Source organism: Treponema sp. Marseille-Q4523 (assembly GCF_016901105.1).
Lineage (GTDB): Bacteria > Spirochaetota > Spirochaetia > Treponematales > Treponemataceae > Treponema_D.
This window is the reverse complement of sequence record NZ_JAFEVM010000010.1, coordinates 1-16748: the sequence shown is the minus strand read 5'-3', so window position 1 is coordinate 16748 and position 16748 is coordinate 1. Positions and strand designations below refer to the sequence as shown.

Annotated in this window: 16 protein-coding genes; 7 read left to right on the top strand and 9 right to left on the bottom strand. The window is 50.8% G+C overall.

Annotation, left to right across the window (positions count from 1 at the left end):
* Positions 1-11 precede the first annotated feature (11 nt).
* Positions 12-815 (top strand): TatD family hydrolase, encoded by an 804-nt coding sequence (locus tag JSQ97_RS04630; RefSeq protein WP_205074979.1) that lies wholly within the window; start codon positions 12-14, stop codon positions 813-815.
* Here JSQ97_RS04630 and JSQ97_RS04625 read toward each other — a convergent pair.
* Positions 790-1140, bottom strand: a complete 351-nt coding sequence (locus JSQ97_RS04625) for an Hpt domain-containing protein (RefSeq protein WP_205074978.1) — start codon at positions 1138-1140, stop codon at positions 790-792. The genes JSQ97_RS04630 and JSQ97_RS04625 overlap by 26 nt on opposite strands.
* 329 nt (positions 1141-1469) lie before the next feature.
* Here JSQ97_RS04625 and lepB point away from each other — a divergent pair, with 329 nt between their 5' ends.
* Positions 1470-3215, top strand: a complete 1746-nt coding sequence (gene lepB, locus JSQ97_RS04620) for a signal peptidase I (protein ID WP_205074977.1) — start codon at positions 1470-1472, stop codon at positions 3213-3215.
* Between the two features lie 116 nt (positions 3216-3331).
* Here the strand turns inward: lepB and JSQ97_RS04615 are convergent, their stop codons facing one another.
* Positions 3332-4126 carry a type III pantothenate kinase gene (locus JSQ97_RS04615; RefSeq protein WP_205074976.1) on the bottom strand — a complete coding sequence of 265 codons (795 nt, stop codon included), beginning with the start codon at positions 4124-4126 and terminating at the stop codon, positions 3332-3334.
* A 34-nt stretch (positions 4127-4160) separates the two neighbouring features.
* Here JSQ97_RS04615 and hisS point away from each other — a divergent pair, with 34 nt between their 5' ends.
* Positions 4161-5468 (top strand): histidine--tRNA ligase, encoded by a 1308-nt coding sequence (gene hisS, locus JSQ97_RS04610; protein ID WP_205074975.1) that lies wholly within the window; start codon positions 4161-4163, stop codon positions 5466-5468.
* A gap of 17 nt (positions 5469-5485) precedes the next feature.
* Here hisS and JSQ97_RS04605 read toward each other — a convergent pair whose 3' ends face one another.
* The 4 genes from JSQ97_RS04605 to JSQ97_RS04590 form a co-directional block, all read right to left on the bottom strand.
* Positions 5486-5839 (bottom strand): hypothetical protein, encoded by a 354-nt coding sequence (locus tag JSQ97_RS04605; protein WP_205074974.1) that lies wholly within the window; start codon positions 5837-5839, stop codon positions 5486-5488.
* Between the two features lie 8 nt (positions 5840-5847).
* Positions 5848-6279, bottom strand: coding sequence for a hypothetical protein (locus JSQ97_RS04600; RefSeq protein ID WP_205074973.1), 432 nt, complete (start codon positions 6277-6279; stop codon positions 5848-5850).
* Positions 6280-6467: 188 nt separating this feature from the next.
* Positions 6468-7031, bottom strand: a complete 564-nt coding sequence (locus JSQ97_RS04595) for a hypothetical protein (protein ID WP_205074972.1) — start codon at positions 7029-7031, stop codon at positions 6468-6470.
* 57 nt (positions 7032-7088) lie between these two features.
* Positions 7089-8297: an LIC_12708 family protein gene (locus JSQ97_RS04590; protein ID WP_187384435.1), complete on the bottom strand. Its 1209-nt coding sequence runs from the start codon at positions 8295-8297 to the stop codon at positions 7089-7091.
* A gap of 65 nt (positions 8298-8362) precedes the next feature.
* On the opposite strand from JSQ97_RS04590, the gene secA reads away from it, so the two are divergent.
* The 4 genes from secA (at position 8363) to JSQ97_RS04570 (ending at position 12865) form a co-directional block, all read left to right on the top strand.
* Complete coding sequence (gene secA / locus JSQ97_RS04585; protein ID WP_205074971.1) at positions 8363-11170, top strand: preprotein translocase subunit SecA; 2808 nt, start codon at positions 8363-8365, stop codon at positions 11168-11170.
* A 251-nt stretch (positions 11171-11421) separates the two neighbouring features.
* Positions 11422-11703, top strand: a complete 282-nt coding sequence (locus JSQ97_RS04580) for a BrnT family toxin (RefSeq protein ID WP_205074970.1) — start codon at positions 11422-11424, stop codon at positions 11701-11703.
* Entirely contained in the window at positions 11690-11899 is a 210-nt protein-coding gene (locus tag JSQ97_RS04575) for a hypothetical protein (protein ID WP_205074969.1), read from the top strand. The genes JSQ97_RS04580 and JSQ97_RS04575 overlap by 14 nt, the downstream gene beginning before the upstream one ends.
* Before the next feature lie 111 nt (positions 11900-12010).
* Entirely contained in the window at positions 12011-12865 is an 855-nt protein-coding gene (locus JSQ97_RS04570) for an arginase family protein (protein ID WP_205074968.1), read from the top strand.
* Positions 12866-12996: 131 nt separating this feature from the next.
* Here the strand turns inward: JSQ97_RS04570 and JSQ97_RS04565 are convergent, their stop codons facing one another.
* The 3 genes from JSQ97_RS04565 to JSQ97_RS04555 all read right to left on the bottom strand — a co-directional run bounded on the left by JSQ97_RS04565 (position 12997) and on the right by JSQ97_RS04555 (position 16541).
* Complete coding sequence (locus JSQ97_RS04565; protein WP_205074967.1) at positions 12997-14115, bottom strand: N-acetylneuraminate synthase family protein; 1119 nt, start codon at positions 14113-14115, stop codon at positions 12997-12999.
* A gap of 255 nt (positions 14116-14370) precedes the next feature.
* Positions 14371-15993 (bottom strand): SPOR domain-containing protein, encoded by a 1623-nt coding sequence (locus tag JSQ97_RS04560; RefSeq protein ID WP_205074966.1) that lies wholly within the window; start codon positions 15991-15993, stop codon positions 14371-14373.
* A 20-nt stretch (positions 15994-16013) separates the two neighbouring features.
* Positions 16014-16541, bottom strand: a complete 528-nt coding sequence (locus JSQ97_RS04555) for a hypothetical protein (RefSeq protein ID WP_205074965.1) — start codon at positions 16539-16541, stop codon at positions 16014-16016.
* Between the last annotated feature and the right edge of the window lie 207 nt (positions 16542-16748).

Genomic DNA, 16748 nt, shown 5'->3' with positions numbered 1-16748 from the left:
ATGCAATGCGGATGTTAGCGTTTTCTGTGTTGACCGATGCACATTTTCATCTCGCCTGCTGCGCCGAAAAATCGCTTGAAGATTCGTTTCGCGGACTTGGATCCCTATCCTATTACGGCGTTTCCTGCGCTCACGACAGGGACGAGTTTTTAAAACAGGAATCGCTTTCGGTAAAGCTCAACGAAAACGAAAACACGCAGGTACTGTGCGCCTTCGGTATGCACCCTCAGCTTCCGCTTGTCGAAAACGCAGGTTTTATGGAAAAGCTTCTCAAAGAGCGACGCATCGGCGCGATCGGAGAGGCGGGATTCGATTTGTTTACAAAGGAGTTCAAATCCGATATCGCGCGGCAGGAAGAGGCGTGGCGTATTTCGTGCGAGCTTGCATCTGTGTACGGCGTTCCGCTCGTCGTACACTGCCGCAAAGCGCTCGATAAAATGTTCCGCGATTCGAAAGCGCTTTCGAAAATTACGGCCGTCGTGTTTCATTCGTTTACGGGAAGCGTACAGGATGCGTCTTCTCTTTTAAAGCGCGGCGTGAACGCGTATTTCAGTTTCGGAAATCCGCTTATTTTCGGCGATAAAAGCGCGATCTGCTGCGTGCAAAAACTCGATGCCGGTCGGCTCCTCATGGAAACGGATGCGCCGTACCAGACGATGCGGGGAGAGACCGAAACGAAAATGAGTGCAATCACTCGCGTATATGAGAGGGCATTTTTTCTTCGATACGGGGAGGAAAGCTTGGCAAAGGAAAAAACGCAAATCTTTTCCGATACGGTTTTTAATAATTTTAAATCCGTTTACGGTATTGCCTAAGGGCAGAAAGCGTTTCGTCGTATGTTTTAAAAAACTCCCGTGTCAGCGCCGCCTCGTTTCCCGCTTCTTTTCCGCGCAGCACGCTCTCGAGTGCGAGGGCGGCATCGTAGAGCGCTTCGCAGCCGATTTGTCCGGCAGATCCTTTTGTTTTGTGCACGAAAGAAACGAAGTCTTTGTCTTGAGCTGCGTTTTCCGCAAGAGATGCAAAATGCGTTTTGTCGTTTACATTTTCTTCTAAAAAAGAATCGACGAGCGTTTCGTACAGTTCCGTATCGCCGGAAAGCATATCGAGACCGGAAACCGTATTTAAAATCGAACGCGGCATGACGTTACCTACCTTAATCTTAGGGCAGGGTCACCGGAAGCTGTATTCTCTAAAAAACAGCGTGTATCATAAAAATCGGCTGCACTCCCGGCAGCAGCCCTGCCGTTCGCCGCGGCAGACCGTGATTGGAATCGGACTGCGCAAACTTTTTATTAAAAAGTTTGCTTGCCATCGGTCTGAGCGGCTCGGCGGCAGTTCCGCTGCCTCGCGTTCCGCTTTTTTTTATTTTATTATACACTTCTTTTCCGTATACACATTTCCGGTATCCTTGCCCCAATCTTAGTATTCGTAGTATACACTAAGGAAGGTATTTTTGCTATACTGGCGTTATGACAGAATCAAAAACCGAAACATTGTTTATTTTGCTTTTCGCTTCTCTTGCCGCTTCTTTTCTCTTTGCGCTTTTTTGCATCCCCCTTTCCGCCGACATATCGATTTTAGCTTTTCCGATTTCGTTCGCGTTTACGGCCGTCGTTTTTTACAAATCGATACGGCTCAAGAAAGGAGATGCTTCCGTAATCCCCGCCGTGCGGAAAATGATGCAGTATCTCCCGTACGTGCTCCTCGCATCCTTTGTGCTTCGAAGGGCGGGCAAAAACGGAACGCCGTTTTGGTACGATATCGCAACGGTCTCTCTGTGGTGCATCATCTTCGTTTCGTCGCTTGCGGCGCTGTATTTTTTGAACGAAAAGCGTGTGTATACTCTATCTCCCGAATGGAAAAAATACCGCGAAAAAAATCCTTCCGTAAAACCGCGCGGCTTTGCGCGCGCCGCCTTCGAAGCTCTCGATTGGGCGGATGCGCTCGTGCAGGCTATCTTTATGGTTTTGCTCATTCAAATTTTTATCGTGCAGTTATATATGATTCCGTCGGAATCGATGGTACCCGAATTTCTCGTCGGCGACCGTGTCGTCGTTTTAAAAACGGCGAGCGGCCCGAAGTTTCCGCTTTCCGATGTCGGCATCCCCTCTCTTAAAACCTACGAGCGGGGCGACATCGTCGTGTTCCGAAATCCTCATTACAGCATGGACAGAAAATCGGAAGTGAAAACCGTTACGAGCCAGCTCGTCTACCTTCTCACCTTTATGGCGGTAAATCTCAATACAGATGCGAACGGTATGCCGAAACCCGATCCGCTCGTAAAGCGTGTCGCGGGCGTGCCGGGAGAGCAGCTGGTGATGCAGGACGGAGTCCTCTATGCGCGCACAAAAGACGGGGACGATTTCAAACCGGTTGAAAAAGATGCGCGCTTTGCCGCGTGGAATTTAAACGATGTTGCGGCAAAAGCGAAACGCGGTATACGGGACTTTCCGCTTTCGCAAAGCGAATACGATCTCATGATCGAGTGTGAAAAAAAGCGCCGCGAATACGATATCGATGCGGCCGCCCTTTCGTGCCGCGCTCTCGCCGAACGCTTCAGACGCGCAGTTCCCGACCGCAGCGGAACCTTTACGATGGATGCCTCTTCGATGCACGAATACAATCTCTTTGTCAATTTCGATGCCCTCACGCAGCGTCTCATGAGCGCGGACGGAGGGACTGCGTGGTTTTCGTCCTTTATGACCGATTGGATCGCATCGAAGCCGGAAGCGGGAAGCTATGCAGGAGGCGACATCTACAGCGATGCGAATTACCGGCTCAATATCATGATAAAGGAATGCGTCGGAAGCCTCATCGTCCGGAACGCCGAATTGATAAAAGCGGCCTCTTCTTCCGATGCGCGCAGAAGCGACGGTGAAATCCGCTCGCTTATGGAACGGGCTGAAATGCTCAACCTGTACGTGATGATCCTCGATCAGCGCAATATGCCGGTCTTTCCCGAAAACAAAAACGGCGAAGCGCAGTATATTCCCGAGGGCGCTTATTTTATGATGGGAGACAACCGCTTCAATTCCGCCGATATGCGCCATTCGTATACGAAGACGCTCACCCCCCTTTCAAAACTCGACGCCTACTCTGTAACCTATGAATCGAATATGAGTCCGCAGTATGTCGGAAAAAAATACATACTCGGCACGACGCTCTTCCGCTTTTGGCCGCTTTCCCGGATCGGCGCAATCGGAAAACGCCGATAAAACGGGGCTGTCTCAAAAGTCGCTTACTTTTTCGACAGCTCCTCGAGTCTAAAATCAAGTTTTTGCATTGTAATGACTTATCGGCACGTTATTAATTTATGCCGCCCGGTTTTACGTCAGAGACCCGCGTACAATGCGGCGCGGCGGATGCCTGAGAGCGTAAGCTCTTTGTCCGCTTCGTCGAACACGTCGGTGATCGGTTTTATCATGCTGTTGAGACCGCCTGTTGCGATCGTTTTTATATCGGCCTGTCCGACACCCGTCGATTTTTCCAAATCGCACTTCATTCTCTCGATGAGACCTTCGGTAAGGCTTTTGTAGCCGAGCATGATGCCCGACTGAATCGCGACCGTCGTGTTCGTGCCGAGGCTCGTCGCAGGAATTTCGAGTGGTACCGACGGAAGCTGCGCGGTATTCGTAAAGAGCGATTTGAATGCGGTGCCGATGCCCGGTGCTATCGCCACTCCGGCGATATTCGCGTCAGAGTCCACGACGACGAAAGAGAGGGCGGTGCCGAAATCCGAAACGATGCACGCGCACTTGTTGCGCTCCCACGCTTCGAGCGCATCGCACAAGAGGTCCGTTCCGATTTCGTGGACGGCGCTTTCAGGAATTTTTACGGGGAGAGATGCGTACATGTCGGGTCCGATGATGAGCGGCTTTTTGCCGATAATGTGCTGCGTGACGTTTACGAAGGGGCCGGTTAAATTCGGTACGACGGAACTTATGACTGCCGAATCGATGTCGGAAAGGGAGACGGAAGCGTCGCGGATGAGCGTCCGTATCGTCGAAAAATATTCGTCGCCGGTGCGTTTTACGTCGGAGCTGATCCGCCACACGTGGACGAGTTTTTCTCCGTCGAAGAGCGCGGTTTTGCAGTTCGTGTTGCCGATATCGAAACAGAGCATCATTGTAATTTTCCCCCGTTTCAGTTAGTATAGCGCTATGGAATCGATCATTCAACCGCGCGTACTCAAAGGTTTCCGCGATTTTTTGCCCGCTTCGGAAATCGCGCGCGCGGATTTAATTGAAAAAATAACTGCGGTGTACCGATCCTTCGGATTCGTTCCGATCGATACGCCGGTGCTCGAATATACCGAAATACTGCTTCGCAAAAGTAACGGCGAAACGGAAAAACAAGTGTTCCGCTTTGAAGACAACGGCGGGCGCGATGTCGCGATGCGTTTCGATTTAACCGTTCCGTTTGCGCGTTTTACGGCGGAACATAAAAGCGAACTGTATTTTCCGTTTAAGCGTTATCACATCGCAAAAGTGTGGCGCGGCGAAAAACCGCAGGCGGGCCGCTACCGCGAATTCGTTCAGTGCGACGTCGATACGGTCGGAAGCGACAGCGCCGCATCCGATTTCGAAATACTGCTTGTCATACAAAAAGCCTTTGCCGCGATAGGAGTTTCGGGAATCACCGTGCGCGTCAATCACCGCGGGATTTTCAACCGCTTTTTGACAAAGCTCGGCGTAAATGAAAAAAGCGACGATATTTTGCGCACGGTCGACAAGCTTGCAAAAATCGGCAGGAACGAAACGGAAAAAGAGCTTTCGGAAATCACCGGAAGTAAAGATCGTGCGGCGGAAATCCTTTCCTACACCGAGGGAGCGGAGGATTTCGGTACGACATTAAAAAAAATCGAAGAGATGGCGGGCGGAAAAGATAGCGACAGCGAGCGTATGCGCGACATATACGAAATGCTCGAAGCGGCCGGCATCGAAAAAAATTATACTCTCGATCCGAGCATCACGCGCGGACTGGATTATTATACGGGCGTCGTCTACGAAACGTTTTTAAACGATTTACCCGAGATAGGCTCTGTGTGTTCGGGCGGCCGCTACGATAATCTTGCAGGCTTGTATATGAAAGAAAAGCTCCCCGGAGTAGGAACTTCGATAGGACTCGACCGCCTCATTGCGGCTATGTCCGAGCTCGGCATCGTTTCAGGGCGCGCAAGCTACGTCGACGCGGAAATTTTCTGCCTCGATGCAAATGATGCGCTCCTCTATCAAAAAGCCGCCGCATCTTTGCGCGCACAGGGGCTTGCCGTCGAAGTGTTTCCCGATACGAAAAAAATCGCTCAGCAGTACGCGCTTGCCGATGCGAAAAAAATCCCGTGGGGAATCTTTGTCGGAAAAGATTATGAAAAAGACGGCACGTTCGAGCTCAAAAATCTTTCGACGAGGGAGCTGTCTGCGGGCATTACGGCGAGCGAAGCGGCGAAAATGATCAAGGCTGCAAAATAGAAAGCGATCGGCGGCGTTTATTTCAATTTTCCGGCAGCGCTTTCGGCACGGTAGCGGTTTGCGTAGATCGTGACGGCGGATTCGGAAAGCCAGCCGTCTTTGAATTTGTACCACACGCCGCTTTCTTTTACGGCGGCTTTTCCCGTCACCTGCAAAATGTCGCCTTTTCGGCAATAGCCCGCGGCGGCACTATCCCACGACGGTATCGGACGGTATGCGGCATAGGGATCGAGCACGACAGCCCAGCTGATGTCCGGCGCGAGCGCAAGCGGCTCGGATGTGTCGAGCGGGATCGCTTCCGAGGATTTTTTCGTACACGAAACAAAAGAGGCGATGGCCGCAAAAAGCAGCGCCGCATATAGAGCGCGCATCGGTACACCTAGAACAAAAGCACGTCTGGGAAACTGAAGTGGAGGACGGCGGCCGCGACGCACGCATAGCCGACATACTTTCGTTTTTCGATAAAGCACAAATCGATCCAATGAGGAAGGGTGAGTTCGGATGCGGAATTCGTTTTGTAGAATTCGACGAGGAGGCAAAAACCTCCGAACAATCCTGCTGCCGCAGGGATCAAATCGCCGACGACCGGCACATCGGTACGCACGACCGAAAGCAATTTCATAATGCCGACGAAGACGGTCAAAATGCCGAGTACGAGGCGGAACGTTTTGTCGTCGAAAAATGCGTTTTCGCCGAGTATGCCTCGTGCCTTGCTTTCGGGACTTTCGCCTGAGATGAGGTTTTTGCCGTAGACGAGGATGATCCCCGTAACGAGGTTTAATAAAATCGATAAAAAATAAAACTGCAGCATAACATATCCTTCCTTAAAATTATACAGCGAGTAAATCTTAGGATTTAGGAGCTGTATAATTAGTGCGCGAGCTTCGGAACGAGCGCATAAGCGCGAAGTTTCGAGCAGCGCACAGGTATATGGGCGAGTTTTCAAAAGAAAACTCGAAGTTAAAAGCGGCGCGCCATTTCAGCGGTGCTTTTAACTTTTTACTCGCGCACGACGCGAGAAGAGAGCGTTTTCGTTTCTCCTCGGAATCGCACTTCCGCGCGCACCGCTACTATATCATAATCGGGGAACTTTGTCCGCACCGTAAGCTCTTCTCCCGTATAACTTTGCACATCTTCGAACTCGCCGACGACAGCCTTTTGCACGTCGATCGACGAAAAGCGTACGGTAATCGTACCGCTTCTCATCGCTTTTTCCGTGTCGCTTCCGGGGCGAACGGTAAGGCTTGCGTAAATTTCGTCCGCATACGAAAAAACCGCGAGCGTCGCTTCGACTCCTCCGACGATTTTGCGGTAGGGCTTTTCGCCGACAAGCGAATAGACGTAGATGAATGCGCAAAAGATCACGATGCCGAAAAGACCGAAACGGTTTGCCCTCGTCGCGACAAGCGATTTTAAAATACCCTTCGGGCTTTGGATCCCCTCACCGTTGTAATAATCCTGCACGATTTTCGGCGCCCGCTTTATGCGCTCTTCGTGATTGAAATAATAATGCAGCGCTTCTTTTCCGTCTTCGTGCCCCTCGTTCATATTGCTGAAATCCATTGTCAGATCCTTCTTTTGCTTTGTGCGCCGGCGGCATCGTTTACGCGGAGGGCGCCTTTACGATCGTACGATCGCGGCCGTAAGCGAATCCGTCCGCCACCATACAACGCGCGCTTTTTCTTTTTCAATAAACAGCGCTGAGATGATGCCGCTGTCCGACAGAGAAAGCACGTAATAGAGGATGTCGTCGTGCGGTACGTCGAAATGCCGCTTGATGACCTTTTGTCCCGAAGACTGCACCATTTCGATACCGAAGCCCGTATCCGTCGAAATGATAAAAAAGAGCCAGCCGCTGTTCGAAACGCCGAGAAAATCGTAGGGCAGACGGAACACGAGTTTGCTGTAATCGGCGGAAACCGTCTCTTCATAGGGAGGGACTGCGACGGGTGTGCCGTATTTGCCGCTTTCTACGGCGAGCGGAAATACATAGGTTTTTACAAAATCGATGCCCGCTTCGGTTTTGGAATCTTCATCGATGCGCGGCTCATAGTAATCGACTTTGACAAAGAGCCTCCTCGACGTACAGTCGGGTATGACGTCTTGCAAAACGGAAATCGCGTTTGCGCCCGCTTTGGCGTCGGGCATTTTCGGCGCGTCTTTTGTTAAAATCGGAATTTGATACATGAGAAATCCCGCTTCGGAAAACCAATAGACGATCGTTCCTTCCGTCGTAATGCAGACGACGACGAGTTCGTCGCTCGACGTCGTATAGATATTTTTTATAAACGGAAAGGGCGTACCGCCGATGCCCTGCTGTCCGATATAATCTTCGGACGTACCGTCGCTTGCAAAGCGCAGTATGATTTGGCTGTACAAAAGCGTTCCGTCTTCGTTTTCTTCCTGCCGCTCTTTCGGCATAGTACTGACGACATACATGCGTTTTCTCGAATCAACGGCGACAGCTCCCGGATTGCTGAAGGGATAGACTATCGCTTTGCGTTTGCTCGCCGCGCTTTCGTGAGTTCGGGTTTCGGATGCGTCTTCCGTTTCGTTGTAGTACAGCGTTAAAAGATCGCCGTACGAATTGAGCTCCATGATCTTTTCGGCTTCACCGTTTGCGATGTAAAAAAAACCGTCGCGCATCGTCATGCTCGTATGTACGTTTCCGATATCGGCCAAATCGAACATATTGAGCTGGTCTTCGAAGCGCCCGTATGAAAGCGAAAAGAGTTCGTCTTCTTTTACCGATTCGACCGACGGCGAGTTTTTGCACGAAAAAAAGCAGACGGAAAAAAGAATCATACACGCGGTGATTTTTTTCATCATGCGTTCAGCATAAACATTGATTTTCGTCTTGTCAATGCACTGCAAAATATCGTATATTTATAGGTATGTTCATTGATAAAATCCTTACGTTTTTCTTCGGCTCCCAAAACGAACGCGACGTCAAAGCGCTCGCTCCGATCCTCGCAAAGGTAAACGAAAAAGAGAGCTGGGCAAAATCCCTTTCGGCGGAAGATTTTCCGAAACAGACCGCGATTTTTAAAGAGCGCATCGCAAAAGGCGAAACGCTCGACGACATACTTCCCGAGGCTTTTGCGCTCGCGCGCGAAGCGTCGTTCCGCGTATTGGGCGAACGTCCCTACGACGTGCAGATCATGGGCGCGCTCGTGCTGCATTCGGGGCGCATTTCGGAGATGAAAACGGGCGAAGGCAAAACGCTTATGTGCGTCGCTGCCGCATATTTGAACAGCCTTTCCGGAAAGGGAGTGCACATCGTCACGGTAAACGACTATCTTGCCGGGCGCGATGCCGAATGGATGCGGCCTGTTTACGCGTACATGGGGCAAACCGTCGGCACGATCCTTTCGGATATGGACAACGCGGCTCGGAAAGCGGCGTACGACTGCGACATCACCTACGGGACGAACAACGAACTCGGTTTCGATTATCTCCGCGACAATATGCAGATAGAGCTTTCGCAAAAAGTACAGCGCGGATTCAGCTTTTGCATCGTCGACGAAATCGACTCGATTTTGATCGACGAAGCGCGTACGCCTCTTATCATCAGCGGGCAGGGTGAAGACGACACGTATAAGTATCACGAAGTCGATAAATACGTCGGACAGCTTGTCGAAGTGGAAAAGGATCCCGTCACGGGGCTTTATCCCGACGAAGTGAACATGGATCCCGAACAGCGGAAAAATATCAAAGGCGATTATACGCTCGATGAAAAATCGAAGCGCGTGTCGTTTACCGACGCGGGCATGAACCACATCGATGAAATCCTTCATCAGCACAATTTGATAACGGGAACCGTCTTCGACGAAAACAATTTCGAATACGTGCACTATTTTACGCAGGCGGTGCGGGCTCACACGTTGTACAAAAACGACGTCGATTACCTTGTCAAAGACGGACAAGTGCAGATCGTCGACGAGTTTACCGGCCGTATCCTCGAAGGCAGGCGTTACGGCGACGGGCTGCATCAGGCGATCGAAGCGAAAGAGCATTTGCGCATCGCACAGCGGAATCGAACGCTTGCGACGATCACCTTTCAGAATTTTTTCCGCATGTACGACAAGCTTTCCGGCATGACCGGAACGGCGGCAACGGAAGCGGTCGAATTTAATAAAATTTACAAACTCGATGTCGTTTCCATCCCGACGAATAAGCCGGTTATCCGAAAAGACGAAAATGATGAAGTCTACCTCAACGAAAGCGACAAGTGGACGGCGATCTGCGACGAAATCGCCGCGGCTCACGCAAAGGGACAGCCCGTACTCGTAGGTACCGTTTCCGTAGAAAAATCGGAACACCTTTCGGCGATGCTCACGCGCAAAGGAGTTCGCCACGAAGTGCTGAACGCAAAAAATCACGCGCGAGAAGCGCTCATCATAGCCGAAGCGGGTGCAAAGGGCGCGGTGACGATCGCAACAAATATGGCAGGTCGCGGTACCGATATCAAACTCGGTGGCAATCCCGAATTCCGCGCGCAAAAAAGAGCCGGAACGAATGCAACGGCCGAACAATACGATGCCGCCTACAAAATCGAAAAAGAGCAGTGGAAAAAAGATTACGAAGACGTAAAAGCTTCGGGCGGACTGTACGTCATCGGTTCCGAACGTCACGAAAGCCGGCGTATCGACAATCAGCTGCGCGGTCGTTCCGGACGACAGGGAGACCCCGGTCGCAGTAAATTCTTTATTTCGATGGACGACGATCTCATGCGATTGTTCGGCGGCGAGCGCATGAAAGTGATGATGAGCAGGATCGGCATGAAGCCCGGAGAGCCGATCGATCACCCGTGGCTGAACCGCGGCATCAAAAAAGCGCAGGAAAAAGTCGAAGACAGAAACTTTGAAATCCGCAAAAACCTGCTCGACTACGACGACGTTTTAAACGAACAGCGCGGCGTCGTCTACAAACAGCGGGACAGCATTCTTGCCGACGAAAACCTTTCCGTGCGCGTCATGAACAACGCAAAAGACGTCGTAAACGATATTTTCGACGAATACGAACTGCACACGAAAAAACAAAAAGATGCCGCTTTGGCGGAGCTCAACGATCGCATCAGAAACATGTTCGGCATACAGCTGGCACCCGAACAGCTTTCGCGCGAAACGCTCGAATCGATGCTGCAAAACGATTTGACGGAAAAAGAAACGCTCGCCGGCAAAGAAAACCTCAATATGTTTATCCGCTACCAGTACGTGCAGACGATCGACAAAAAATGGCTCGACCAACTTGAAGAGCTCGAAAGCCTGCGCGATGCGGTACACTTGCGCTCCTACGGCAGTAAGAATCCGCTTACCGAATATAAGATCGACGGTTTTAATATTTTCGATGAAATGATGGATTCGATCCGGACGACCGTTATGTCGCGCGTGTTCAAAGTGCGCATCCAGCTTTCACCGGCTGCAGCAGAAGCGCGGAGGAGGATGAGCTCTCGCGATATGAGTGCACAACATTCCGAAGCCGCGTCTTTTGCAGGAGGCGCGTCGGGCGAAGATCGGCGTGTCGCTTCCATGCAGATGAGCGGAGATGCCGCGCGGAGGGCCGCCGCAGGCGGGGCGATGCAAAAGCACACGCAGGGGCAATCGGTGACCGTCCGCCGCACGATGCCGAAAATCGGCCGAAACGATCCCTGTCCCTGCGGCTCCGGGAAGAAGTATAAAAATTGCCACGGACGTAACTGATAACAGAGTCCGTGACAATTTTCGTCAATGATGCGCGACAGCGCATCTCCTTTGCACGGACGGAACGGTTGATATAGTCCGTGACAATTTTCGTCAATGATGCGCGCGAGCGCATCTCCCTTGCATGGAAGAAACGGATAGCAAAATCCGTGACAGTTCTCGTCAATTGATGCGCGGCAGCGCATCGATCGTAATTGTATATAATTTGACAAATATGTATAACGGGTTTACACTATTATTACAGGTTATCGATGATATTTGAATGGGACGAAGAAAAGAATATACAAAATCTAAAAAAACATGGAATTACATTCGATGAAGCTGTACGAGTTTTTTTAGATGAAAAACGCATAGAAAAAATAGATTTCGAACATTCAAATACGGAAGAAGAACGAATAAAAGTTTTGGGAATGGTTCATAAAGTTGTTGTTGTGATTTATACGGAACGATATGAAAATATTCGAGTGATTTCTGCACGTTTTGCAGAGAAGGACGAAATCGATGAGTACTATCGTAACTATGACTTTAGATGAGATAAAAAAATTGCCTCCTTTGTCGGAAAAGAGAAAAAAAGAAATGGAAGATTTTAAAAATAAAGATTTTTCCGATTGTCCCAAGCTGACACGAGATGAACTCTCGGAATTCAAGCCATGGTATACAATTCATCCCGAATGGGCGGAAACGGAAAAAGCCGATAGCGAAAATTTAAAGATATCCGTTCCGCGATAAAAAAATCGCTTCTTAAATTTTCGGAACACTTTTACATGTGTACCGTATACGAGCGCATCTTCTTTGCACGGGCGGAACGGCTGATATGGCATCGATAAACGAAGGATGCATATGAACACGATCAGATTATTATATCCCGATTATGTGAGCGGCGGACTGGAAACCTACTATTTCGGAGCGAATTTGTTGGCGCATATTTTACCCCAAAACGACGCACAGCCGCTTATCAGAGTTGCAATTTCGCCGCCCGACGGAACGCAAAGATCGATAACGGACGGTATTTACGGAAAAGACGAGGTACTGTGCGGCATCAAAGACGCAATGAAAAAAATCGATGCCGAAAATCCCGACAGGATTATCACGATCGGCGGCAACTGCATAGTCTCGCAAGCTCCGTTTGACTATTTGCACGGTAAATATAAAAATACGGGCATTCTATGGATCGACGCGCATCCGGACGTGTCTACCGCAAAAGACGGCTATCCGAACGCACACGCGATGGTGCTCGGCTCATTGCTCGGCCGCGGAGAAAAAGCTTTGTCCGACCTCATGCAAAACCCGAAATTTACGGCGGATGAAATTCTGTATATCGGTTTGCAAAACCTTCATGATTATCAAAAAGCTTTTTTGGACGCGGCGGGCGTACGGTATACCGTGCAGACGGAATCTTTTGTTTCGGATGATGAAATCAAAACGTTTATCGGCCGCTTCGATCATATTTTGGTGCATTTGGACATCGACGTGCTCGACGAGCACTTTTTTCATTCCACGTATTTTGCGAATCCCGAATTAAAAGGAGACGGTGCCCGCGGCGGTAAGATGACAATGAAAAAATTGCAGGAAATACTGCAGTGCATCGAAGCGCACTTCGATATTGTCGGTTTTACGATCGCCGAATATTTGCCGTTCGACGAACACAAGTTGCACAAAATGTTTGCGGGAATGAAATTGTTTTCCCGAAAATAAAACGGGAGCAGGCAAAGGCGTACATGCTATATGTACCCGATTGAAGTTCAACCGTTCCGCGATAAAAAATTGCTTTGCGGATTTTCCGGTGTTTTTCAAAAACCATCGTTGTACGGCGCTTATTTTCGCGCTCACCGGCGGTGCACGATGTCTTCCCAATCGACGCCTGCTCCAGCGCGGACGTCCCGTGAAAGGCGCGCATTTACAATCGTTTCAAAGTATTCCGGTGAAATGCCGGGCGTGAGCGTTTTTTCGGTGCGGAGGACTGCGATATCGTTTTCTTCGACGACGTCGCCCGCTTTCATCGCGTGCATAAAGTGGAGCGAGCGGTTCGTCCTTCCGTAGTTTTCGATTTCCGACGGTGCAAGCGTTTTGATTCCCGTGCCGAGAACTTCGCGCACTTTTTTTCTGCCGTATTGTTCGCGCATCTCTTTTAGTATGCGCGCCCCTCCTCGTTTATCGCCGTAGCGCCGTTTTGCCGCTTCACACTGGCGGAGAGAACGTACCATCAGGGCGAACTGTTCGCCCTCAAGCGCGACGGGGTCGTCGAGTCCGTCAGTCTTTTTGCTCAGCGTGATGTGCTTTTCGGTCATAACGCTTCCACAAGAGGCGGCGAGGACGGGAACGAGGACGGGATCGAGCGAGTGATCGCTGATGCCGCAGGGTACGCCGAACATGTCGTGCAGCGTGGAAACGAGGCGCACATTGTATTCGGTTTCGGGAGCGGGGTAGCTTGTGATGCAGTGGAGCAGCGTGACGTTTTCTTTTCCGATGATGTCGAGAGAGCGTTCGATGTCGGCGAGCTTTGAAACGCCGCTTGAAAGGATGACGGGGACGACGGCATCTCCGAGCGCTTTTTGCACCGTACGGAAATCCGACAAAGCTCTCAAAAGCGGGATGTGATTCAATTCGGGAGATGCGATTTTTACGGCATCGGGCTTTAATGTGAGCAGTTCGCGGAGACTTTTGAGACCGAAGGGCGAGCAGACGAAGAGGAGATTTTTTTTGTGTGCGTACGCCATCGCCGATTTAAAAAAATCGCTCGGCACTTCGAGCGCTTTAAATCGATCGTAAAGCTTTATTTTTCCGCCCGGCAAATCGACCGTGCCCGTATCGGGGTGCAGGATTTCATCCGCATACACCCATTGAAATTTTACGGCGTCGGCTCCGGCAAAAAAAGCCGCGTCGATGAGCTTTCTCGCTTTTGCAAGCGAGCCTCCGTGTGCCGTTCCTATTTCCGCGATGATCATACCGAAACTATAGCGCTTATCGAAGCGGATGTCGAGAATGAAAAAAAATTAAACCCCTTCGCACAACATAAAGCCGTGCGTTCGGCAAGAACTCCGTTCGCGGACTCACGCCGTTCGGCTTCGCTTCACTCGCGACTTTGCTTCGGAAACTCACCGTTCAGATACCGCAAAACGAAAGAAAAATCGAACTTCATAAAAAAAAAGCCGCCTCGAAATAAGGCGGCTTTTTTAATAATTATTAATTAACAAACGGATTCAGCGTATTTTCCTAACGAAGGCATCCTTGTAGCCGTACGATTTGAACCGCTCCAAAACGACCGCATATTCGTCGACGGAAAGCGGACCGATCATAATCTGTGTCGACGCTTTCGATGCGAGCGGCACGAGCGTTACCGGATAATCGCGGCCGTACTTGCCGAGCGTTTCACGGATATTGGACGGATTCGAAAGAGAAGCTATCTGCACGTAATAAGTACCTTTATCCAGCGACGAAAGATTTTCCGCCGTGCGTGCGCCGTATTCGCGCGCGAGCGAAGCGGCAGTCGAAACTCCTCCCGCATCGCGCGGTGAAGGAACCGGAACCGTGCTTTCGGCAGCAATCGCCGCGCTCTCGGCGACGGATTCGGCTCGTACGCTTTCGGCCGCTCGGACTTCTGCTACAGCATTCGCCGTATTTTCCGTTTTATTTTCCGAACCATCCTCCGGTGTAAGTACGATCGCTTGATAGGAATTGTCGTCAGACGGGGGAGCGCTTTCGACCGATTCGGCAATGAGTTCTTCCGCGTTCCCCTTCTCCACCCCTTGAGCTTCGTCGCTTTCAGGCAGCGTATCGCCTGCGATCTCCTGCACTTCTTCAGGCGGAATATCGGCGGCGATCTTTTCATCGGCTGCTTCGGCAGGCGGCGCGCTTTCGGCAAGTGCGGCATCTTCAACCGCCGCGGGCGTTTCATCCGTTTCGGCTTCCGTCACGACAGGTTCGTCGGTCACGCGAGCTTCATCCCCCGCCGATTCCGCCGGTATGTCTTCGGCCACCGCTTCCGACGTTTCCCGTACATCTTCGGGTACATCCTCTGCAATGATTTTTTCATCGGGTAAAACTTCTTCTTCGGTCGCAGCTATCGTTTCGGGCACGGCTTCGCTTTCATCAGCTGCAGCATCCTCATGGGCTGCCGTTTCCTCGGCGATGCGTTCGCTCTCTCCATCGCCCGCTTCGGTCACAACGGGTTCCTCGCTCACGCGCTCATCGGAAATCGCCTCCGCTGTCGCAATGTCATCTTCCGCCTTATCGAGTTCCGATTCGGCGCTTTCAAGATCGGCTTCCGCCCGTTCCGTATCGTCTTCAGCTTCGGAAATCAATTCATCGACATCCGTTTTATCCCCACTCTCTTCATTATCGGTTTCATTCGCATCCGCTTGCTCGGTGTTGTCTTCGACGGTGTTTTCATCCGCAATCTCTTCATGCGCATCTTCGACGGCGGGCTTCGGTTCCATACCGGATGAAAGCGACGTCTCCCCTTGCGCGATAACGGCCGTACCCGAAACCGCTTCATCAAGCTCGCCGCTGCGTTTTGTGATCTTTACAATGACGTTCGAATCTTTTACGATGCCGAGTTCGGCAGCAGCTTCGGGCGATAAAAGGATCGCAACTCCTTCGGATTGATCGAGAGAGCCGACAACGAGGATATCGAGCGTCTTTTGCGATGCAAGGTTCGACACCATAATGCTGTCGCCCGGAAGATAGCCGACCGTCTTTGCAAAATACCCCTCGGGCAAAGTGCCCGGATCGGCGACGACGGCGCGTCCGTCGAGGGAAGGGCTGAACGATGCAAACAGCAGACAGCCGATCAATAAAAAAAACAGATTGATCTTTTTAATCATGGCTCTATCCTTATCGCTTGTCAGCGTTTCGATTTTTTATCGATATTCTTGCGTATCGCTTTCCGCATCGCGTCTGCGATCGAAGCCGCAAATTCTTTTACACCTGAAGCATCCGTTTTTCCCGATGCCGGTTTTCGGACTTTCGTTTTCGCCTCCGCGATCTTTTTTCCCGTCTTTACGTCGGCGATCGTCCACTGCACGCGTTCAAGATCGTTGAGCGACAGGTATGCGGGATCGCGGGAAGAGCTGCTTCTGTAAAAAAGACGCAGCTCTACAAAATAGTCGGCCCCTCCCGTCACGGCAAACGCGTATGCCGTCCTCCACAGGTTTTCGGCATCTGCAGGGACAGCCGCAACGGCAGGCTCGTTCGTAACGATATCGCCGAGATTAAAAAAGTAGTCAAGAATTTGATCTTCGATGACGAGCGTCTGTTCGCATACCGTATCGAGTACATCGTTATGCTGGACGACTTGAAATGAAATATCGGTTCCCCAACAACAGACGCCGCACAAAAACGCAGAACACAGCGCTATCGATAATTTTTTCACGGATGCCTCCCTGTATATATCCACACTTCTATCATCGGAATAAAATAAGAGCGTGTTTAGATTTTTTTACAGGCGGGGGAAGCCTCCCCCTCTCCCGCGCACAAGCGGACTCGCGGACGCGCAAACTTGATCTTAAACTTGACAGACCGACGGTCTTGAAAGGCGGGCAGGGATTACGCATGAAAAAAGTATACACAGAAAAGAGAC